The organism is Antrihabitans cavernicola (assembly GCF_008297975.1).
GTDB classification, from domain to species: Bacteria; Actinomycetota; Actinomycetes; order Mycobacteriales; family Mycobacteriaceae; genus Antrihabitans; species Antrihabitans cavernicola.
Genome location: NZ_VLNY01000002.1, coordinates 382,906 through 402,297, shown reverse-complemented (window position 1 = coordinate 402,297; position 19,392 = coordinate 382,906). Strand labels below are relative to the sequence as shown.

Here is a 19,392-nt window from a genome sequence, read left to right as displayed (position 1 = left end):
TTCCTTGGTTACGTTCATTTGCAGCAGCCCGGAGAAACACATTCGATGGGCCAAGCCCGACCCGCCGCTAGCCGAGTACCTGCCCGCGGGATCGGACCCCCGACAGTCCAGGGGCAGGGATCGCAGAAGTTCTTCTGCATCGGCAAGCGCGGAGAGGGTTACCACAATGGCTTTCAACCGGAAGATCAGCACCCGAGCACTCGGCTACGCCACCATCGCCGGCGCGCTCGTCGCAGTCCCGCTCGGCCTGTCCACCGGCACCGCGTCGGCCGCGACCCACAACTGGGACGGCGTCGCACAGTGCGAGAGCGGCGGCAACTGGGCCATCGACACCGGCAACGGCTTCTCCGGCGGCCTGCAGTTCACTCAGAGCACCTGGGAGGCCAACGGCGGCTCCGGTTCGCCGTCGAACGCCAGCAAGGCCGAGCAGGAGCGCGTTGCAGAGAACGTGCTCAACACTCAGGGTGCCGGCGCATGGCCCGTCTGCGGTCAGTACCTGACCAGCGGTGACTCGACTGCCGCCGTGACCCCGCCGGCCGCCCCGGCTGCGCCTGCCGCCCCGAGCAACGACTACCTCGCGCAGGTCAAGGCCACCGCGGGTACCGCTGCGGACCAGGCCGGCGTCGGCCCGCAGTTCCAGCAGTTCCTCAAGGACAACAGCTCGATCATCGACTCGGTCGGCTGATAGCAGTACAGATAAGACGAAAGGCGCTGCCGTCCACTTCGACGGCAGCGCCTTTGTCGTATCTGACTTCTTTAACCGCCCGCTGCCTGGTACGCGTCGATTGCCTTCTGCAGGCGATCGAATGCACCACCGAGATCAGCGAGGTTGCCGCTCGACTGCGCGCTGCGAACGTTGCCCAGCGCCGCGTTCAACTCGGCAACCGCAGCGTCCTTGTTCGGCGCTGGCGCACCGGGAATGGGCCCGACCGGCGGTGTTGCACCGGCCTGTTCATTCGCCGGCGGCGCTTCAGCGGAGCCTGCGGGCGGCGCGGACGCTGCGTCACCACCGGGTGCCGTTGCCGCACCGCCGGTTCCGGCCCCGAAGACCTGATCCAATGCCTCCGCAAGTGTCGGCGCGTACCCGACCTTCACGCCACCCTGAGCACCCGGTTCGCGATAGCTCACCAAGACTCTGGACAGCTGCGGGAACGTCGACTCGTTGGTGTTGCGCTCGGTGTACAACGGCTCGACGTACAGGATTCCGCCCGCCGCGATCGGCAGTGTCAGCAGATTGCCGTACTGAATCTTGTTGGCGTTCTGCAACAGTGTGCGCTCGGACGCCACTCGGGTGTCCGATGTCATCGAGTTCTGCGTCTGCTGCGGACCCTGCGTCTGGGAGTCCGTCGGCAATTGCAGCACTGTGAATTTGCCGTAGCCGTCGGGATCGGACCGAACGGAGATGTACGACGACAGGAATGCTCTGTTGTAACCCACCATCGCACTGGTCAGGTTGAACACCGGCTTGCCGGTCTTCGGATCACCGAGAAGCACGTAGTACGGCGGCTGGTTGAATCCGCCACCGCCACCGTCGACCGTCGGATCGCTCGGCACCGACCAGAACGCGTTGTTGGTGAAGAACTCTCGCGGGTCGTTCACGTGATACTTCGCGAGCATCTCGCGCTGCACCTTGAACAGATCCTCCGGGTAGCGGAAGTGCGCGCGCAGTTCTGGCGTGATCGCGCTCTCCGGCTGAACCGCGTTGGGGAACACACCCATCCAGGCCCGCAGCACCGGATCCGTCTTGTCCGTCTGGTACAGCTTCACGGTGCCGTCGTACGCATCGACGGTGGCCTTCACCGAGTTTCGGATGTAGGACACCTCCTTGCGCGGCAGCAGTCGACCGGTGGTCTGGTCGATGCTGTCCTCGACCAGACCTTCCAGCGAACTGCGCTGGGCGTACGGGTACGAGTCCAACGTGGTGTACGCGTCGACGATCCAGACGATCTTGCCGTCCACCACAGCCGGATAGGTATCGCCGTCGGCGGTCAGCCAGGGCGCGACCTTCTGGACGCGGTCTCGCGGATCGCGGTTGAAGATGATCTTCGAGTTGGCCCCGATCGCCCCGGAGAACAGGATGTTTCGCTCGGTGTACTTGGCGGCGAACGCAAACCTGTTGAACCAGTTGCCGATCGGCACACCACCGGAACCGGTGTAGGTGTAGCGGTCGGTGTCACTGTCGTATTCGCGAGGCTGCGACTCGTCGGTGCCACCGACGATCGCGTAGTCGGGCTGGGCCTGCGCGATCACCTCGCCGTAGTAGATGCGCGGCTGGTCGACCTTGATGACCTGCTTGTCCTTGGGCGTGAAACTGTCGCTGACCGTGTAGATCGGGTAGCCACTGTTGGTGTTCGCGCTGGTATCGGACGCGTCACGCACGGCGGCATTGACCCGGTTGGCGGGCGCAGCGATGAAGCCGTTGCCGTGGGTGTAGACGGTGTGGCGGTTGATCCAGTCGGTCTGGTTGCCGGTCAAGCTGTTCGGTGACAACTCGCGGGCGGCAACGATGTAGTCCTGCAGATCGCCGTCGATGTTGTAGCGATCGATGTCCAGCGACGACGGGAAGCCGTAGAAGTTCTTCAGCTGCTGCTGCTGGGTGAACGTACGGGACAACACGTTCGGATCGAGCAGGCGGGTGTTGGCGATCGTGGTGACGTCGGCCGGCACGTCACGCGGCTGCTTGGTGCCGTCGCCCTTGTAGTCCTCGTAGTCCACCTTGTCGTCGGTTATCCCGTACGCATCTCGGGTGGCGGTGATATTGCGTTCGATGTAGGTGCGTTCCTTGTCGGCAGCGTTGGGTCGCACCGAGAACTGCTCGACCACCAGCGGCCATACCGCGCCGACCAAGATCGACGACAGCACCAGCAGCGCCGTCGCCATCGCGGGAACTCGCAAGTCACGCAGGAAGATTCCGGCAAAAAAGGCAAGGGCGCAGATGACGGCGATCGACAGCAGGATCAATTTGGCGGGCAGCACCGCGTTGATGTCGGTGTAGCTGGCGCCCGTGAACGTAGGTTCCTTACGGCTGCTGGAGAGCAGCGAGTAGCGGTCGAACCAGTACGCCACCGCCTTGAGCAGCACGAAAGTTCCTGCAAGTACCGCCAATTGGATGCGCGCCGACCGCGTCAGCGCGCCTTCGCGGCCGCTGAGACGAAGCCCGCCGAAGATGTAGTGCGTCACCAGACTGACCAGGAACGCGATGACGACGGAGACGAACAACCAGTTCAGAATCATGCGGTAGAACGGCAGATCGAATGCGTAGAAACCGACGTCCAGGTGAAATTGTGGGTCGGTCGTACCGAAATCGCCGCCGTTGAGGAACATCTGCACGGTGGTCCAGTTCGACTGCGCCACCAGACCGGACAACATGCCCAAGATCACCGGAATTCCGATGCCGAACAGGCGAATCCGCGTCATCACCGTGGTGCGGTAGCGCGCGATTGGATCGTTGGGACCGGCCACCGGGACGAATACCGGCCGACTGCGATAGCCCATCCACATGGCAAGGAAGACGATTCCGCCGACCAGCACGCCGACGATCAGGAACAGCGCGATACGCGTCAGCAGCACCTTGACGTACACGCCGCGGAAGCCGACCTCGCCGAACCACAGCCAGTTCGTATAGGTGTCGATGAAGCGTGGACCGATCAGCAGTAATGCCGCCAGGACCAGTGCCACGATCAGCAGCACCTTGCTTCTTCGCGACAACGACGGTAATCCAGTCGGAGGCCGCATGCCCACGAGCCACGCTCCAGGAGTTCAGCGACGCCTGCACGTCGCAATCGAATGTTACAGGCCACGATAGCCGTGTCCGTTTTGTCCACTCTACGGAAGAGCCCCCGGCCGTCTCGTAGGGGTGAGTGCGAATGCAAGGATGGCCAACGTGACCGAAGACGGAGCGCACCAACAATCCCTGGCCCGTTGCGTCCAGGAAGTCGCCGAGTTCGTCGACGCCCGCGGGTGGGATCAGCCGCCGCACATGTACGCATTGGTGCCCACTGCGGTGTTGGCCGCGGCGGAGCCTGGGCTGATCGATCAACTCGACGGCAACGACTTCACGCCCATCGAGCAGGAACGCCTCCCCGCCGACGTCGACGGTGGTTCTTCTGCCCTCGACGAATTCCTCGCTACCACCAGCTGGCCGGAAAGCGTCTCGGGTTGCATTCTGGTGCAAGAGATCGTGGTGTTACCGCCGGACGCCGAGTCCGACCTCGACGACGCCCTCGCCCCGCTCCTCAGCGATCGCGACGCGGCCGACATGGCTGCGCGTGCTGCAGCGCAGGCGCATCCGGGTCGGCGCGACGGCAGGCTTTTCGTCGGCGTGCTGCGCACGGGCGAGTCGTTGGCGTTGCTGCAGCTGCGGCCGCTCGAAGACAACGACGATCCGTTCGCGGACCTCGAGCTGCTGACCTATCCGGATCTGGCGCCGAACGTCGTGGATGCGCTCATCTCGACGTTCGACGCCGAACCGGACGACGACTAACCACAGCTAGGCAGGTCCGTCGACCCGGAGCGCAGCTTCTCCAACGACGTGACGGCGTCGGCCAGCTTGTCCACCTTGATCAGTTGCAGACCGTCGGGGGTGCGCTGGCGGGCTTCGTCGCAGTTCTTCGCCGGGACGAGGAACGTGCTCGCACCCGCCTCCCGAGCCGCGATCATCTTGAACGGAATGCCGCCGATGGGGCCGACCTCGCCGTCGTTTTCGATCGTCCCGGTGCCCGCGATGAACTTGCCGCCGCTCAGTTCGCCGGGGCTCAGCTTGTCGACGACGGCGAGGCTGAACATCAGTCCGGCCGACGGGCCGCCGATGTCGGCGAGGTTGAAGTCGACGTCGAACGGCACCAGCGGCTTCTCGACAGGGGTGACGCCGAGGTAGCCCTTCGTCTTGTCGTCGGGGCGGGCGCCGAGTTTGACCACGGCCGAATCGTCCTTGCCTTCGCGGCGGAATTTGATAGTCACATCGGTATCGGGCTTCACCGCGGCAACAGCGTCCTGGACGTTGCGCACGGTCTGGACCGGCGTGTCGTTGATGCTGACCAGCTGATCGTTCTTCTTCAACGCGTCCTTGGCCGGACCGTCGGTGCTGACGTCGCCCACCTGCAGGCCCGTCGGGAAGTTCATCTTCAGTTGCGCCAAAGCAGCGGCCTCGGCTTTGTCTTCGGAATCCTGGAAGTCGGCCTTGTTGGACTTGTCGATCTCTTCTTTCGACTTCTCCGGCGGATACACCTCGGCACGTGGAACAAGGCCCTGCCGGCCGCTGGCCCAGTAACCGAAGGCCTCGAAGATGTTGAGCTGGTCGCGCACCGACACCGTGGTCATGTTCAGATTGCCTGACGTGGGATCGACGGGTGTTCCGATGATGTCGACCACCTGCTTGCCGTCGACCTCACCGAGCGTGTTGAAGGTGGGACCTGGGCCCAGCGCCACGAACGGAACCGTTACCATCGTGCCGACCACACCGAGAACGATCACCGGCAGCAAGGCGGCAAGCAATGTGAGGATCCGTCGATTCATCTGGCCCAGGGTAATGAGCGTGTGCCGACACTCACTGTTCGCCCTCAGCGTCAACAGGATCGGCTCGTCGGGATGGTCCGCCTTGTACCGTTGAGGAATGAGTGAAACGCCCTTCGGATTCTCGAACTCCGACAACGATCCGGACCGCGACAAGAATCGCGATTCCGGCTCGGGCCCGTCCGGGTCCGGCGGACCCGACCCCGCCATGCCGTTCGGCTTCAACATGGAGGGGTTCGATCCAGCCGCGCTCGGCCAGATGCTGACGCAGTTCGGGCAGATGCTCAGCGGCATGGGCACGGTACCGGCAGGTGGCGCATCGGCAGGGCCGGTGAACTACGACGTCGCCAAGCAGCTCGCCCGCCAGCAGCTGGGCAACTTCTCCCCCATCTCCGCGAGCACCAGCAGCGCCGTGACCGACGCGTCGCACCTCGCCGAAATGTGGCTCGACGCTGCGACGACGTTGCCGGCGGGCGCGTCGAAGACCGTCGGGTGGACGCCGAACGACTGGCTCGAGAACACCATCGACACGTGGCGCAGGCTCTGCGATCCGGTCGCGCAGCAGATCTCCGGCATGTGGAGTCAGAGCCTGCCGCCGGAGGCGCAGGAGATGGCGGGCCCGATGCTGGGCATGCTCGGGCAGATGGGTGGCCTGGCTTTCGGGTCGCAGCTCGGCCAGGCGCTCGGCCAGCTGGCCAAAGAGGTGCTGACCTCCACCGACATCGGTCTCCCGCTCGGCCCGACCGGAACCGCGGCTCTGCTGCCGGAAGCCATCGCGAAGTTCAGCGAGGGGCTCGAGCAGCCCGAGCAAGAGATCATGGTGTTTCTCGCGGCCCGTGAAGCCGCCCATCAGCGCCTCTACCAGCATGTTCCGTGGCTGCGGCAGCGCGTCCTCGGCAATGTCGAGGACTACGCCCGCGGCATCAAGATGGACTTCTCGGCGATCGAAGAAGCCGCGCAGGGTATCGACCCCTCCGCCCTCACCGATCCGTCGAAGATCGAGGAAATCCTGCAGCAGGGCGCTTTCGAGCCGCAGACCACACCGGAACAGAAGCAGTCGCTCGAACGGCTCGAGACACTGCTCGCGCTGATCGAGGGCTGGGTACAGACCGTGGTTGCCGACGCGCTGGGCGAACGCCTGCCGGGTGTCGCGGCGCTCAGCGAGACCCTGAACCGTCGTCGCGCGACCGGTGGACCGGCCGAGCAGACGTTCGCGACCCTGATGGGTCTGGAGCTGCGACCGCGCAAACTGCGGGAAGCTGCAACGCTCTGGCGCAGGCTCACCGACGACGCAAGCATCGACGATCGTGACGGCGTCTGGGCTCACCCCGACCTACTTCCCGACTCGTCGGATCTCGACAATCCGGCAGGCTTCATCGATCGCATAGTCGGCGGCGGCACAACAGCTTTCGACGATCCGATCGCACAGCTGGAAGAGACCGAGCGGCGTGAAAAAGCGGAGCGCGAGGCCGGCGGTAAAGACGAGAAGCCGGGCGAGCAGAGCTAGAAGACGAAGGGAACGAGTCTCTTGGTTCGCCGCATGTAGTCGAGGTATGGCTGCCCTAGACCAGCTGCCATCGCCCGTTCTTCTGCGGGAATTCGAACGCAGTATCCAAGCGCCAAGAATGCGACCATCAGGGGCGCAAGCCAATTCGTGTAAGCGATCGAAAAACCGAACGCACAGACAAGTGCGCCGGTGTAGGACGGATGCCTGATCAGGCGATACGGCCCACTCGACACCACACGCTGATCTGTCGCTGTATGAACTTTGAACGTAAAAGACTGTCCGAGTTCGCGAACCGAGCGCAACCGCAATCCTTGGCCGACGGCGGCAATGACGATGCCGAAGATGAACACGCCCGGAGCGGCGGTTCGGATCACGGTGCTGGTTACGACCACACTCAGCACCGCACCGCCCACATATGCCAGCACCAACCCTGCTCCGACGGCAAGGCCACTACCGTTGTCCCGATCCACCGCCCCATGCGACGGGCGGTTACGACCGATTCGATATTCCGAAACCACGAAAGCCAAGAATGCGATCGCAATCGCTGTCCCGGCAAACGGATTTTCAGCAAACAGCGGACCGCTACTCAGTTGTGCTCCCTCCCCGGCAAAAGACCTTGCAACAGTACGAGGGTCAGCGCGGGTCGACTACGGCAACGGAAGTATCACAGTCGCAAAAGCGCAGGTGCCGGCACCAGTGGTGTACCAACCGTTGAGAATCCCTCGCCGGCCCAACTCAGGCGGGGCGGGCGTGGCAACCAACTCGCCAGCCGTCGGGACCATCACGCTCCGGCCGACGCTCCCGTTTTCGGCGACCCAAGCAAAGTTCACGTTGCTTGGAGTCGCGGCCGTCACCGTCGGATCGACGATGATGACGTTTCCGGCGAAAAGGTCCACATAGCCCGTCGCGCAGAACAACGAGGGCGAGGGAATCAGCCACCACGCGTTGGCAACTGCCGGAGCGGCGACGGCGGACGCGGCGGCGATCAACACCACTGCAGCAGCATTGCGGATTGTTCTGGAGGCGATCATGTACTCAGCCTGATCCCGGACACCACATTCGTACTGAGTAGTGCAGTACCCGAATTGGCTGCCAAATGCCTGGGGATAACTCTGTGACCTGTGGATAAGTCGGCACTTTTCGAGGGGCACCGCTCGACTTGCACCGCATACTCCATCCATGACGTCAACGACGCCGAGCCTTCGACGACAACCCGGCCTGGAACTCGATCCGAATGTCACTGTGCTGGTTCGCCGCAACGGCTCAGTTCAGCTCGGCTGGGATCCCGAATCCGCCCTGTTGCTGACGCCACCGGAGGGCGTCGCGGCAGACACGGTTGTCGCAGTACTTCGCATGCTGGATGGCAAACACTCACGGCCGCAGGTGGTCTGGCGAGCGTGCGAGTACGGCGTCACACCCGCGGACATGTCGGCGATGTTGGCCGAACTGAGCGACGCAGGACTGTTGACCTCGATCGATCCCACGCCGGAGACCACTTCACGATCGGTTCGGATCCACGGCCGCGGGCCGCTGTCGGACGCGATTGCCGTCGGCCTCGGTCGAAGCGGGCTACGTATCTCCCGCTCCGGATCTATCGGCATCGAACTCGACATCAGCAAGTGGCGCGTCGATTTCGTCGTCCTCGCCGACGACATGGTCGCCGATCCCCGACTGGTGACCGACTTGGTTGCGGCGCGCATTCCGCATCTTCAAGTTCGAATCCGCGACGGCAAGGGCATCGTCGGGCCGATGGTGGTTCCGGGCCACACCAGCTGCCTCCGCTGCGCCGACCTGACCCGTTGCGACTACGACGACGAATGGCCGCACATGGCCGCCCAGATGCTCGGCAGGGTCGGTCGAGCAACGCCTGCAGCGGTGATGGCTACCACAGCCGTGGCGCTCGGACAGCTCGACATCGTGCTTTCCGGGCCGCCGCGACGAGCTCCGGCAAGTCTCGACGCCACGCTCGAGCTGGACCTCGAGACACATCGGATGAGCACACGAATGTGGTCGCGGCATCCACTGTGCGACTGCTGGCAAACGGTCGGCAGCTAGCCGCACACATCATCGTCGTACATGATGGGCATGTGCCAGACATTCCCCGTCGAGGATCGACCCGAACCGCAAAGCTCGCAAGCATTCCGCTCGGAATGGCAGGAAGGGCGGCGGTCGGCTTCGGCAAGCGACTCGCAGGCGGGGATCGCGCCGAAATCGACGCACAACTTCAGCATCGCGCCGCCGAGCAGCTCTTCAGCGTGCTCGGTGAGCTCAAGGGAGGCGCGATGAAGCTGGGCCAGGCGCTCAGCGTGATGGAAGCCGCGATCCCCGACGAATACGCGGAGCCCTACCGCGAGGCGCTGACCAAGCTGCAGGCCCAAGCGCCCCCACTTCCGGCGAAAGCCGTGCACCGCGTACTCGATCAGCAGTTGGGCACCCAGTGGCGTGACCGTTTCGCCTCCTTCGACGACACTCCGACGGCGTCGGCAAGCATCGGCCAGGTGCACCGTGCGGTCTGGTCGGACGGCCGCGACGTGGCGGTGAAGGTCCAATATCCGGGTGCCGACGAAGCGCTACGCGCGGATCTGAAGACGCTGTCCCGCTTCGCGAACATGTTCGCGGCCGCGATGCCCGGCACTGACATCAAGCCGGTCCTCGCGGAGCTGACCGAGCGAACCGAAGAAGAACTCGACTATCGGATCGAAGCCGACAATCAGCGTCGGTTCGCGAAGGAATACGACGGCGACCCGCAGTTCGTCATTCCGAGAATGGTCGCGAGCTCGCCGAAAGTGGTTGTCAGCGAATGGATGACGGCGCGACCGCTGTCCGCCATCATCAGCAGCGGCACCGTCGAGGAGCGTAATTCGGCCGGCGCTTTGCTCGCACAGTTTCATTTCTCGGCACCCAGTCGAGTCGGTCTGTTGCACTGCGACCCGCACCCCGGCAACTTCATGCTGCTCGACGACGGCAGGCTCGGCGTGATCGATTTCGGCGCCTGCGCACCGATGCCCGATGGGCTGCCGACCGTGCTGGGCAGGATGGTTCGGCTGTCCAAGGACGAGCGCTACGAAGAACTCACACAGCTGCTGCGCGACAACAACTTCGTGCTGCCGGGCAAGACGGTCACCCACGACGAGATCGACGATTATCTACGGCCGTTCACCGATCCCATCAAGACCGATTCGTTCCACTTCACCCGTACGTGGATGCAGCGCGCGGTCGGTTCGGCCGCAGATTTCAACAGTGCCCAGTTCCGCACTGCCCGTGCACTGAACCTGCCTCCCGAGTACCTGATGATCTTCCGAGTGCTGCTGGGCTCGGTGGGAATCTGTGCGCAGCTCGACGCCGAAGCGCCCTACATGCGGATCCTGTCGGAGTCGCTACCCGGCTTCGACGAGGACTGACGCGTTCCCCGGCCGTATCGGCCGGGGAACGCGCCCATTTCGGGTCATGGACGGCTATGCAATCTTGCGGGGCCGGCCACGCGGGCGCTTGCGGGCTATGACGATGCCTTGTTCGAAGATCTCGCCGCCCCACACACCCCACGGCTCCGCGCGATCGAGCGCTGCCGATAGGCACCGCTTACGGATCGGGCAGCTGGCGCAGAGCGTTTTGGCCTGCTCCAGTTGAGTGGGGTTTTCGGCGAACCACAGATCGGGATCGTCCACCCTGCACGGCAGTTCGCGCACCGCGGACATCGTCCCCACAGGTGCTGCCTCGAATCCGCTTGTGGCGGTGCGGCTTTCGACCTGGGCTAGGCATGTCGTCCGGATAGTCGCGGTAGACACGTCGTTCTCCTTGCTCTCGTGCGACGGTTCTTGATCGTGCGTTGGATTTCTTCTGCGAACCGGTGCCGGAGTCTTGGAGCTGATCTGTTCCAAAAAAATGGCCACGGTTCGCGATTGCGATCCGTGGCCAAGAAGTCTGGAGCTGTTACCGAAGGCGTCTTCGGAGGTTGCTCCCGATCACGGATGCGCTGGATGCATTGCGTACGCGGAACGCGTGCAGGACGTTCTCGTTTCCTGCTGCCGGTCGCCAATCCATCCCGGGTGCGAGGAGTGCTGCGGATACAGAGCCAGCAGTCCATTGGGAGGCGAGCGAAACAGGCGTCATTGCGGTTTTAGCGCTCATGGCAATGTTTCCAATCTTGTCGATCTTCATTTTCTCGCTACCTCCCTTCCGAGTCGTTTCCAATATGACATACGAACATAGGCTTCCCCAGTGCGTACTCAATACAGTAGGCAACCGATCCAAGATCGACAACCTATTTTTGACCTGCGGTTTTGACGACATCGATCACATCTGCGCCGAACCGTTCCAACTTCTTGGCGCCGATTCCCGGTATTGCGACCAACGCGCGGTCGTCCTGCGGATGCTGTTCCGCGATCGCGGTGAGCGTGTTGTCGCTGAACACCACGAACGCAGGCACGTTCAGTTCGCGGGACTTGTCGAGGCGCCAGGACTTCAGGGCATCCAGCAGTTCGATGTCCACGTTCGACGGGCACACGTCGCAGCGGCCCAGCATGGTGGCGGTGGTCCCGATCAGCGGTTTTCCGCACACGCGGCACCGTGGCCGCTTCTTCTGCGGCGCGGGCGCAGCAATTCGCGACGCAGGTGAATCGTCGGGAATCATCCCGATCAGGAACCGGCTACGACGACGTGATTTGCGGCCGCCCTCGTTGCGAGCCTGCGCCCACGACAACTCCAGATGCTCGCGCGCACGGGTGACACCGACATAGAGCAGCCTGCGCTCTTCCTCGACGGCGGCTTCGTCTGTCCCCGCACCGCCGTCGCCGAGCACGTGCGCGATGGGAAGTGTTCCGTCGCACAGTCCCACCAGGAACACGGCGTCCCATTCGAGGCCCTTCGCCGCGTGCAGCGACGTGAGGGTGACGCCCTGCACGACGGGTGGGTGCCTGGCCTCGGCGCGAGCGGTCAGCTCCCGCAGCAGTCCATCGAGGTCCAACGCGTCGTCGTGTTCGATCAGCTCCTCGGTGAGCGAGACCAGAGCGACCAGCGACGACCACCGCTCCCGCGCCTGCGTGCCGGACGGCTCGGCTGCCGTGAGACCGAGCGGTGCGAGCACCGCCTTGACCAGGGACACCAGATCGGCGCCGATCACGTTCTCCGGAAGATCGTCGCGGCCAGCCGCCTGGCGTAGCGCCTGCACCGACTGCCGAACTTCCTGCCTTGTGAAGAACCCTTCGCCGCCGCGCACCTGATACGGAATGTCGAGTTGCGTCAACGCCTGCTCGTGCACCTCGGATTGCGCGTTGATGCGGTAGAGCACTGCGATCTCCGACGGCGGCACACCCTTGCCGATCAGCCGCTTGATCGTGCGCGCGACACCGGCGGCCTCGGCAGGCTCGTCGTCGTATTCGACGAATGTCGGCTCCACACCGGGTGGCCGCTGACCGATCAATTGCAGGCGTGTTCCCGCGATTCGACCGCGGGCCGCGCCGATCACCCGATTCGCCAGCGACACCACTTCCGGCGTCGAGCGATAGTCGCGTTCCAGCCGTACGACGGTGGCGTCGGGGAATCGACGTGAGAAGTCGAGTAGGTATTTCGGTGTGGCACCGGTGAACGAGTAGATGGTCTGGTTGGCATCGCCGACCACCGTGAGGTCGTCCCGCTCGCCCAGCCACGCGTCGAGTACCCGTTGCTGCAGTGGCGTGACGTCCTGGTATTCGTCGACCACGAATGAGCGGTAGCGATCGCGAAACTCTTCCGCGACAGCTTGATTCGCTTCGAGAGCGCCTGCCGTGTGCAACAGCAGGTCGTCGAAGTCGAGCAGCATGGTGTCACCGCCGACCTTGATCGACTCGTATCCGGCGTAGACCGCCGCAACCTTGGCCGCGTCGACCGGCGTCTCACGGCGCAGGCGCTGCACCGCATTCGGGTAGTCCTCGGGCGCGATCAACGACGCCTTGGCCCACTCGATTTCGCTCGCGAGGTCGCGAATGCTGTCCGTTGCTGTGGAAAGCCCTACGCGGCTTGCGGATTGGCCGACGATCGCAAACTTGCGATCCAGCAGCTGCCAGCCGACATCGCCGACCACCTGCGGCCAGAAGTAACGCAGCTGACGCAGGGCTGCCGCGTGGAACGTGCGCGCCTGCACCTGGTTTGCCGCTCCCCCGACGCCCAACGCTCGGAGCCTGCCGCGCATCTCTCCCGCTGCTCGCGCCGTGAAGGTCACCGCGAGCACCTGCCCGGCCGAGACGTGACCGGTGGTGATGAGGTGCGCGATGCGATGGGTGATGGTGCGCGTCTTGCCGGTGCCCGCGCCGGCGAGAACGCATACGGGTCCGCGTGGCGCGAGGACCGCCGCGGTCTGCTCGGGATCGAGACCGGTGGCCGATCCGGTGTCCGACCCGTCCGATGGCATGGCGTCCATCATGTCAGCGCCGTCCGACACTCGCGTAGGTCGGTTCTAGCGGGCGCCGTCTCGCAGGGTGCGCAGCGAAGTGACCAGCACCGATACGTCGTCGCCCAGTGTGCCGAAGAAGGAACGGTCGCACTCCTCGACGATTGCGTTCGCCTTGTTCGCCAACGCGGCGCCCGCCTCGGTCGGCCGGATCGCTTTGGCTCGACCGTCGGTGGGATGTGCGGCCCGCTCCACCAACTTCTTTTCCTGCAGGGTCCGCAAGACCTGCGACGTCATCATCGGATCCGTTGCCGCGTGGTCGGCGAGTTCGCGCTGTGTGATCACTGCACCCTTGCCGGACTGCCAGGTCAACGCCGCCAGCAGGACGAATTGCACGTGGGTGAGGCCGACCGGCGCGAGAGCGGCCCGCTGTGCCGCCTGCCATTTGTTCGTCACCTGCCACAGCAGCATGCCGGGGCTGACGTCGGGACCGGAGAACTCGGTCTGCAGACCTTGGGGCACCCTAGCCACCCTTCATCGCTTTCGAGATGATCTCGAAGTCGTGCGCACTCAATTCGATCAACCCGCGCCGCAGGACGATTCCCCAGTTCGGCTTGCTCGTCAGGTCCAACTCGTCGCGCAGATCGTCGATCGGCACTTCCACGACATCGGCCCGATATGACACCGAACGCCGCCACGGTTGAAAGTCTCCTTCGTCGGCCTGCCACGGCTCGGCGTCGTCGATGGTCCCGATCGCCGTGAACGCTTTGACCGGCGCGCCGGACCGGATTCCCTCGCGCGGCGAGTAGTAGACAAGCCCGTCGCCCGGCCCCATCCGGGTGACTGCGGAGCGTTTTCCATGGTTTGCCTGGGTGATCCCGAGCGAGGCTCCGCGGTGGACGTGTTCGCGAGAAACCACGTTGAGCCAGTAGGCAGTCATGCCCGCTCCGCTGCAACGACCAACGCGTCGAGGTCGGGTTGAACGGATTTTGCGAGGTCGGCGCCCATCACCTTGGTCCACGCCCACCGCAGCGGACCGGTGATGGTGACCTCGACATCGATCGCGGTCTGGTCCGAGCTCGGCTGGGTCACGTGATGACTGAAGGTGAGTTTCGCGCCGATCAGCGACGATACGTCGACGAATTCGCGTTCGGGCACCAACCGCTCGACCACAAACCGCACGGCCGGACCGCCTTTCGGCTTGAGTTTTCCGGTTGCTCCCTGCTGGAACGGGCCGTCGAGGCGAACCCATTCGGTATCGGTGTTCCATTCGGGCCACGTCGACATGTCGGCCCAACGATCGAAGAAGGCGGCGGGTGCCGCAGTGGACGTTGCCTGTGCTGTTCCTATCAAGGTCATAAATTTAGTATGCGCGCTTAGTATTCTCTCGTCAAGCGTCCCGGGAACAGGAGTTGCGCACGCGGTGTTGTACCGCTCGTGACTGCTACCGATAACGCCTTGACCATGTACTCGACCACCTGGTGCGGCTACTGCCGCCGGTTGAAGACCCAGCTGAAAGAAGCCGGGATCAGCTACGTCGAGGTAGACATCGAACAAGATCCGGCAGCGGCCGAATTCGTCGGCAGCGTCAACGGCGGCAACCACGTGGTTCCGACCCTCAAGTTCCCGAACGGCAGTACCGCCACCAACCCATCGCTGGCCGAGGTGAAGAAGGCTCTCGCAGGCGTTTAACCCACGGGTTCGCGGCACCTCGCAGACCCTTCGTCCGCTTCACACCCCCTGTAAGGGCTGCGAACTGGTCAGTCGGGGAGCGAAGTGGTCGGGCTGCCCAGTTCGGCCCACCAACCATCGATGGCTTCGACAAACTCCGCCGGTGCGTCGGATTGCAGGAAGTGGCCAGTACCGCGGAGCACAGTCGTCGAGTGGTTGGGGAAACTCGCCTCCAAGCGCTTGCGATACTTGTCGGTGAAAATCGGATCCGAATCCGCCCACACGATCAGCGTCGACAGCTGCTCGACCGCACCGAGATTCTCCGCCAGATAGGTGAAGAACTCGCGCGCGCCGACGAGTTCACCGGGGAGCACCGCGCATGGGTGTCGACGCTCCGGCGTCGGCATCGCGTGGTGATAGTGCGCCATTTCGGCGTCGGACAGCTTCCGACGCTTGTGCGACGCGGGAATGTAGAACTTGACGAGCAGGTTGGATCGCCTGATTACCGCACGTCCGATCGCGTTTCCCATGCCGCGAGAGAACACCTCGCTCGAGGGATCGCCGTTCAACGGCCACGCCCACGTGTTGGACAGGACGAGGCGTTCGAACATGCCCGGCCGCTGCTGGGCGGCGTAGAGGCCAAACGGACCACCCCAGTTGTGACCGACCAGCGTCACCTGCGAGAGGTCTAGCCAGTCGAGGAATGACACGAGCAGATCGGCATGATCCTGGGCGCGGTATCCGAAGCCGGGCGCTCCGGTAGAGAGACCGAACCCTGGAAAGTCCACTGCGATGCATCGGAAACGGTCGCGCAGAGCGACGATCACCTCGCGATAGACGAAGGACCACACCGGGTTTCCCGTCAGCATCAGCAGGATGGGCCCCGAACCCTCGTCCACGTAGTGCACGACGTTTCCGTCCAACTCTACGAAGCGGCTTTCGAACGGGAACAAGTCATCGTCCACCCACGCCGGACGCTCGCCTACAGGTTGCGCAATAGCCATGTCGTCATCCTTCGAAGCTCTCGCAGTTGGTATGATTTCCGAAGTTTACAATCAAAAGTGAAGTGACGGGTAGGTTCGAGCGAGGAACAATGACAACCAAACGGTCCTACGGTCAGTACTGCGGCTTGGCGCGCGCGCTCGATGTGGTGAGCAGCCGGTGGAGTCTTCTCATCGTGCGGGAGCTACTCGGTGGCCCGGCCCGCTACGGGCGACTACAGGCTGGGCTTCCGGGCATCTCCACAAACCTGCTCGCCGAACGCCTACGCGAATTGGAAGACGTCGGCGTGATCTCGCGGCAGCTCGACGCCGAGAGCAACGGCGTCGCCTACGCACTCACACCCTGGGGCAGTGAACTTCGCGGTCCCATTGCCGCACTGGTGAATTGGAGCACGCCGCTCATGGTTTCGGGCCCGCAGGGCGATGTCTTCCAAGCGCATTGGTTGGTGGTCGCGCTCGAGTCGCTGCTGGGCGACAAGCGCTCCGAGGTGCCGGCGATCGCAGGCGTTGCGGTCGACGACACCACAGTGACCGTGCGCGTCGACGAATCCGGCACCCACATCACCGTCGACGCGGATAGCCAACCCGACACGGTCCTTCGCGCAGACCCCCAGGTGGTGCTGGGCATGGCGACACGGCTGCTCCCGATAGAGCTCGCGATCGCGGCGGGCGACCTCGAGGGCGACAAAGACGATCTGGTCGCGGTGTTCGGCTAGTCGCTCGCGGCCCATGCGGTGACGAGGCCACGGGCGATCGAGATCGATCCCGGCAGCAGCAAGCGGACGCCTGATTTGGATGTCCAATCGCCCTGTGCCAGCGCCTCGCGCACCTCGGCGCGCGTGAACCAATGCGCCTCTGCGATCTCGCCGTCGGTGAACTCGATGGTCTGCTCGGGATCTCCGACAGCAGCGAAGCCGATCATCAGCGACCGCGGAAACGGCCATGGCTGACTGCCCAGGTACCGAATGTCGTGCACGTCGAGGCCCACTTCTTCCTTGATCTCGCGGGCGACGCATGCCTCCATCGATTCACCCGCTTCGACGAATCCGGCCAATATCGAGAACATCGTCTCCGGCCACGTGTGCTGTCGCGCGAGGAGCACGCGCTCGGCGCCGTCGTGGACCAGACAGATCACCGCGGGATCGGAGCGCGGAAACTCTTCGTGTCCGGTCGACTCGCTGATCCTCGACCAGCCCGCCTTGGTCGGGCGGGTCGGGCTGCCGTCGATGGAGCTGAAGTTCGCCGATGCGTGCCAATTCAACAGCGCCACAGCGGTTGTGAGCATGCCGGCACTGGTGTCGTCGAGGTCGGATCCGGATGCCCGGAGGTCGCCTGTGGTGCCTTCTAAGTCGTCGGTGCGCACGGCCCAGACGTGTCGACCGTTGTCGACGCCCAGGAACACCGCGTCTTCGGCCGGCTCGGCTGCGAGGTCCGTCGCGGCGTCGAGCACCAGCGTGGACCCGTCGATGCGAACCTGACCGCGCCGATTCACCCGCAGCAGCGCCGCGTTCGTCCAACCTTGCTTCAGTGCTTGCTCATCGGCGCGCAAGTCCTCAGCCCGGTCGAGTGTGGATCGCGACAGCGACGGAATCTCGGAGAGCTCGAAGTTGGCCACACTGTGACGATAACGGGCGCGACGATAAGGGGCCGCCGTGACCGGAGTCGGACGGCTCAGGACTTGACCATGCGGATGTAGAGCAACTTGTCCCCCGCTTCGATGGCGTCGACTTCGGCCTCGCCGACCCGCACCAGCTGTCCGTCACGAACCACGCCAAGCACGATGTCGCGCAGATGCCGTGGTGACCCACCGATCTCGTCGCGATCGACATCTCGCTCCGCGATCGCGAAACCGGCTTCCGGAGTGAGCAAGTCCTCGACCATTTCGACGACGCTGGGTGTCGTGGTGGCGATGCCGAGCAGTCGGCCCGCGGTCTCGGAGGACACCACTACAGAGTCGGCGCCGGATTGCCGCACCAGGTGTGTGTTTTCGGCCTCCCGGATGGCGACGACGATCTTTGCCTTCGGCGCGATCTCGCGCGCCGTCAGCGTGACCAGCACGGCGGTGTCGTCGCGATTGGTGGCGACGATGATCGAGGCCGCATGTTGGGCGCCCGTGAGGCGCAGTACATCCGACTTGGTCGCCGACCCGTGCACCGTCACCAGACCCAGGCTCGCTGCAGGCTCGAGCATCGACGCATCCGAGTCGAGCACCACGATGTCGCCCGGTGGAACACCGTCGCCCAGCATGGCGTCCACAGCGGTGCGCCCCTTGGTGCCGTATCCGACAACCACAGTGTGATTACGCACGTTTCGCCTCCATCGCTGAATCTTGAATGCCTGGCGTGACCGCTCGGTCAACACCGCCAACGTCGTACCGACCAACAAGATCAGGAAGAAGATACGCAGGGGGGTGATGACCAGGATGTTGACGAGTCGAGCCGACGGCGCGACCGGCGTGATGTCGCCGTATCCGGTGGTCGACAGCGACACGGTTGCGTAGTACAGCGAGTCCAGGAACGAGAGTTCGTTCTCCTGCGCATCGCGATATCCGGCGCGGTCGATGTAGACGATGATGGCCGCGAGCAGCAGCAACCCGAATGCGAGTGCCATCCGCTTGCTGATCGCGATCCACGGGCTGGTCTGCAGTTCGGGGATGCGAAGAATGCCGACTAGGGCGAAATCCGGCCTGTCGGTGAGACCTTCGTAGTTGCGCAGGCGCGCACGGAATCTACCGGGCACGGGCGGCCTCGTCGTTTCGCTCGCTCATAAGTGGATCATTCGCTTCGCTCATCAGGAGGGCTTGTGGTCTCCCATTGCGGCCGTCACGGACATCGGCTGGCAGCCTAGCTCGCTCGAGCACGCACCGGTGGAGTGGCGGCGCAATCTCGGCATCGGGCATTGTTGACGAATGCCGCTTCGCACTCGCCCCACCGCTTCCGTTCCACTCGCCGACTCGTCCAAATCTGCACGATCGGCGGCGTTTCGCCTGGCAGCGATCCTGCTGGGGTCAGGAACGCTGCACTTGGCCAAGCCTGCGATGTGGGATCAACTGGTCCCCACCCAGCTTCCGGGCGAAGCCCGCACCTACGTGTACGCGTCGGGCGTGGCGGAACTCGCTGTCGGTGCCGCCCTGTTGGCACCGCAGACCCGAAAAATGGCCGGTGGCGCTGCGGCACTGCTGTTCGTCGCCGTTCTTCCCGGCAACATCAAGATGGCAGCGGACTTGTTGAAGAGCGACAAGACGACGACGCCCATGAAGGCCGGCGGCCTGCTGCGGCTGCCTCTGCAGATCCCACTCGTGACGGAGGCGTTGAAGGTGCGCAGCAGGGCGTGACGCC

20 protein-coding genes are annotated in these 19,392 nt (G+C 64.1%); 8 read left to right on the top strand and 12 right to left on the bottom strand.

Annotated features, from left to right (window positions below; all coding sequences use genetic code 11):
* Positions 1 to 166: 166 nt before the first annotated feature.
* Positions 167 to 685, top strand: coding sequence for a transglycosylase family protein (locus FOY51_RS05665; protein ID WP_149429213.1), 519 nt, complete (start codon positions 167 to 169; stop codon positions 683 to 685).
* A gap of 71 nt (positions 686 to 756) precedes the next feature.
* Here FOY51_RS05665 and FOY51_RS05660 read toward each other — a convergent pair whose 3' ends face one another.
* Positions 757 to 3,741, bottom strand: coding sequence for a UPF0182 family protein (locus FOY51_RS05660; RefSeq protein WP_187776190.1), 2,985 nt, complete (start codon positions 3,739 to 3,741; stop codon positions 757 to 759).
* Between the two features lie 133 nt (positions 3,742 to 3,874).
* Between FOY51_RS05660 and FOY51_RS05655 the strand changes: the two genes are divergently transcribed.
* Positions 3,875 to 4,483 (top strand): PPA1309 family protein, encoded by a 609-nt coding sequence (locus FOY51_RS05655; RefSeq protein WP_149429211.1) that lies wholly within the window; start codon positions 3,875 to 3,877, stop codon positions 4,481 to 4,483.
* Here the strand turns inward: FOY51_RS05655 and FOY51_RS05650 are convergent.
* Positions 4,480 to 5,514 carry a YlbL family protein gene (locus tag FOY51_RS05650; RefSeq protein WP_149429210.1) on the bottom strand — a complete coding sequence of 345 codons (1,035 nt, stop codon included), beginning with the start codon at positions 5,512 to 5,514 and terminating at the stop codon, positions 4,480 to 4,482. The two genes, FOY51_RS05655 and FOY51_RS05650, sit on opposite strands and share 4 nt — an antisense overlap.
* A gap of 97 nt (positions 5,515 to 5,611) precedes the next feature.
* Here FOY51_RS05650 and FOY51_RS05645 point away from each other — a divergent pair, with 97 nt between their 5' ends.
* Positions 5,612 to 7,018 (top strand): zinc-dependent metalloprotease, encoded by a 1,407-nt coding sequence (locus FOY51_RS05645; protein WP_149429209.1) that lies wholly within the window; start codon positions 5,612 to 5,614, stop codon positions 7,016 to 7,018.
* Here the strand turns inward: FOY51_RS05645 and FOY51_RS05640 are convergent.
* Together FOY51_RS05640 and FOY51_RS05635 are read right to left on the bottom strand one after the other, a co-directional pair.
* Entirely contained in the window at positions 7,015 to 7,488 is a 474-nt protein-coding gene (locus FOY51_RS05640; RefSeq protein WP_235916133.1) for a methyltransferase family protein, read from the bottom strand. The two genes, FOY51_RS05645 and FOY51_RS05640, sit on opposite strands and share 4 nt — an antisense overlap.
* Positions 7,489 to 7,665: 177 nt before the next feature.
* On the bottom strand, positions 7,666 to 8,049 hold the full coding sequence (locus tag FOY51_RS05635) for a hypothetical protein (protein WP_149429207.1): 384 nt from the start codon (positions 8,047 to 8,049) through the stop codon (positions 7,666 to 7,668).
* Between the two features lie 148 nt (positions 8,050 to 8,197).
* Between FOY51_RS05635 and FOY51_RS05630 the strand changes: the two genes are divergently transcribed.
* Together FOY51_RS05630 and FOY51_RS05625 are read left to right on the top strand one after the other, a co-directional pair.
* On the top strand, positions 8,198 to 9,073 hold the full coding sequence (locus FOY51_RS05630; protein WP_149429206.1) for a hypothetical protein: 876 nt from the start codon (positions 8,198 to 8,200) through the stop codon (positions 9,071 to 9,073).
* Positions 9,074 to 9,105: 32 nt separating this feature from the next.
* Positions 9,106 to 10,419: an ABC1 kinase family protein gene (locus tag FOY51_RS05625; RefSeq protein WP_235916132.1), complete on the top strand. Its 1,314-nt coding sequence runs from the start codon at positions 9,106 to 9,108 to the stop codon at positions 10,417 to 10,419.
* 54 nt (positions 10,420 to 10,473) lie between these two features.
* Here FOY51_RS05625 and FOY51_RS05620 read toward each other — a convergent pair whose 3' ends face one another.
* The 5 genes from FOY51_RS05620 to FOY51_RS05600 all read right to left on the bottom strand — a co-directional run bounded on the left by FOY51_RS05620 (position 10,474) and on the right by FOY51_RS05600 (position 14,741).
* The gene (locus FOY51_RS05620; protein ID WP_149429513.1) at positions 10,474 to 10,713 is read right to left on the bottom strand and encodes a WhiB family transcriptional regulator; all 240 of its coding nucleotides are present in this window, start codon (positions 10,711 to 10,713) and stop codon (positions 10,474 to 10,476) included.
* 566 nt (positions 10,714 to 11,279) lie between these two features.
* Entirely contained in the window at positions 11,280 to 13,415 is a 2,136-nt protein-coding gene (locus FOY51_RS05615; RefSeq protein WP_149429512.1) for an ATP-dependent DNA helicase UvrD2, read from the bottom strand.
* Between the two features lie 33 nt (positions 13,416 to 13,448).
* Positions 13,449 to 13,904, bottom strand: coding sequence for a MarR family winged helix-turn-helix transcriptional regulator (locus FOY51_RS05610; protein WP_214633062.1), 456 nt, complete (start codon positions 13,902 to 13,904; stop codon positions 13,449 to 13,451).
* A gap of 1 nt (position 13,905) precedes the next feature.
* Positions 13,906 to 14,322, bottom strand: a complete 417-nt coding sequence (locus FOY51_RS05605; protein WP_149429205.1) for an EVE domain-containing protein — start codon at positions 14,320 to 14,322, stop codon at positions 13,906 to 13,908.
* Positions 14,319 to 14,741: an SRPBCC family protein gene (locus FOY51_RS05600; protein WP_149429204.1), complete on the bottom strand. Its 423-nt coding sequence runs from the start codon at positions 14,739 to 14,741 to the stop codon at positions 14,319 to 14,321. The genes FOY51_RS05605 and FOY51_RS05600 overlap by 4 nt, the downstream gene beginning before the upstream one ends.
* A 78-nt stretch (positions 14,742 to 14,819) precedes the next feature.
* Here FOY51_RS05600 and FOY51_RS05595 point away from each other — a divergent pair, with 78 nt between their 5' ends.
* On the top strand, positions 14,820 to 15,074 hold the full coding sequence (locus tag FOY51_RS05595) for a mycoredoxin (protein ID WP_149429203.1): 255 nt from the start codon (positions 14,820 to 14,822) through the stop codon (positions 15,072 to 15,074).
* A gap of 68 nt (positions 15,075 to 15,142) precedes the next feature.
* Here FOY51_RS05595 and FOY51_RS05590 read toward each other — a convergent pair whose 3' ends face one another.
* Positions 15,143 to 16,057, bottom strand: coding sequence for an alpha/beta fold hydrolase (locus FOY51_RS05590; protein ID WP_149429202.1), 915 nt, complete (start codon positions 16,055 to 16,057; stop codon positions 15,143 to 15,145).
* An 89-nt stretch (positions 16,058 to 16,146) separates the two neighbouring features.
* Between FOY51_RS05590 and FOY51_RS05585 the strand changes: the two genes are divergently transcribed.
* A complete protein-coding gene (locus tag FOY51_RS05585) occupies positions 16,147 to 16,770 on the top strand; it encodes a winged helix-turn-helix transcriptional regulator (protein ID WP_149429201.1) in 624 nt (207 codons plus the stop codon).
* Here the strand turns inward: FOY51_RS05585 and nudC are convergent.
* Both nudC and FOY51_RS05575 read right to left on the bottom strand, forming a co-directional pair.
* Entirely contained in the window at positions 16,767 to 17,669 is a 903-nt protein-coding gene (gene nudC, locus FOY51_RS05580; RefSeq protein WP_149429200.1) for an NAD(+) diphosphatase, read from the bottom strand. The two genes, FOY51_RS05585 and nudC, sit on opposite strands and share 4 nt — an antisense overlap.
* A 56-nt stretch (positions 17,670 to 17,725) precedes the next feature.
* Positions 17,726 to 18,793 (bottom strand): potassium channel family protein, encoded by a 1,068-nt coding sequence (locus FOY51_RS05575; protein ID WP_149429199.1) that lies wholly within the window; start codon positions 18,791 to 18,793, stop codon positions 17,726 to 17,728.
* A 169-nt stretch (positions 18,794 to 18,962) separates the two neighbouring features.
* Here FOY51_RS05575 and FOY51_RS05570 point away from each other — a divergent pair, with 169 nt between their 5' ends.
* A complete protein-coding gene (locus FOY51_RS05570; protein ID WP_149429198.1) occupies positions 18,963 to 19,388 on the top strand; it encodes a DoxX family protein in 426 nt (141 codons plus the stop codon).
* Positions 19,389 to 19,392: the final 4 nt, after the last annotated feature.

Bases quoted from the DNA above. Each gene is read 5' to 3' on its own strand.
- FOY51_RS05665 (WP_149429213.1), top strand. From the start codon at position 167: ATGGCTTTCAACCGGAAGATCAGCACCCGAGCACTCGGCTACGCCACC.
- FOY51_RS05655 (WP_149429211.1), top strand. From the start codon at position 3,875: ATGGCCAACGTGACCGAAGACGGAGCGCACCAACAATCCCTGGCCCGT.
- FOY51_RS05650 (WP_149429210.1), bottom strand. From the start codon at position 5,514: ATGAATCGACGGATCCTCACATTGCTTGCCGCCTTGCTGCCGGTGATC.
- FOY51_RS05645 (WP_149429209.1), top strand. From the start codon at position 5,612: ATGAGTGAAACGCCCTTCGGATTCTCGAACTCCGACAACGATCCGGAC.
- FOY51_RS05635 (WP_149429207.1), bottom strand. From the start codon at position 8,049: ATGATCGCCTCCAGAACAATCCGCAATGCTGCTGCAGTGGTGTTGATC.
- FOY51_RS05630 (WP_149429206.1), top strand. From the start codon at position 8,198: ATGACGTCAACGACGCCGAGCCTTCGACGACAACCCGGCCTGGAACTC.
- FOY51_RS05620 (WP_149429513.1), bottom strand. From the start codon at position 10,713: ATGTCCGCGGTGCGCGAACTGCCGTGCAGGGTGGACGATCCCGATCTG.
- FOY51_RS05615 (WP_149429512.1), bottom strand. From the start codon at position 13,415: ATGATGGACGCCATGCCATCGGACGGGTCGGACACCGGATCGGCCACC.
- FOY51_RS05605 (WP_149429205.1), bottom strand. From the start codon at position 14,322: ATGACTGCCTACTGGCTCAACGTGGTTTCTCGCGAACACGTCCACCGC.
- FOY51_RS05600 (WP_149429204.1), bottom strand. From the start codon at position 14,741: ATGACCTTGATAGGAACAGCACAGGCAACGTCCACTGCGGCACCCGCC.
- FOY51_RS05590 (WP_149429202.1), bottom strand. From the start codon at position 16,057: ATGGCTATTGCGCAACCTGTAGGCGAGCGTCCGGCGTGGGTGGACGAT.
- FOY51_RS05585 (WP_149429201.1), top strand. From the start codon at position 16,147: ATGACAACCAAACGGTCCTACGGTCAGTACTGCGGCTTGGCGCGCGCG.
- FOY51_RS05570 (WP_149429198.1), top strand. From the start codon at position 18,963: ATGCCGCTTCGCACTCGCCCCACCGCTTCCGTTCCACTCGCCGACTCG.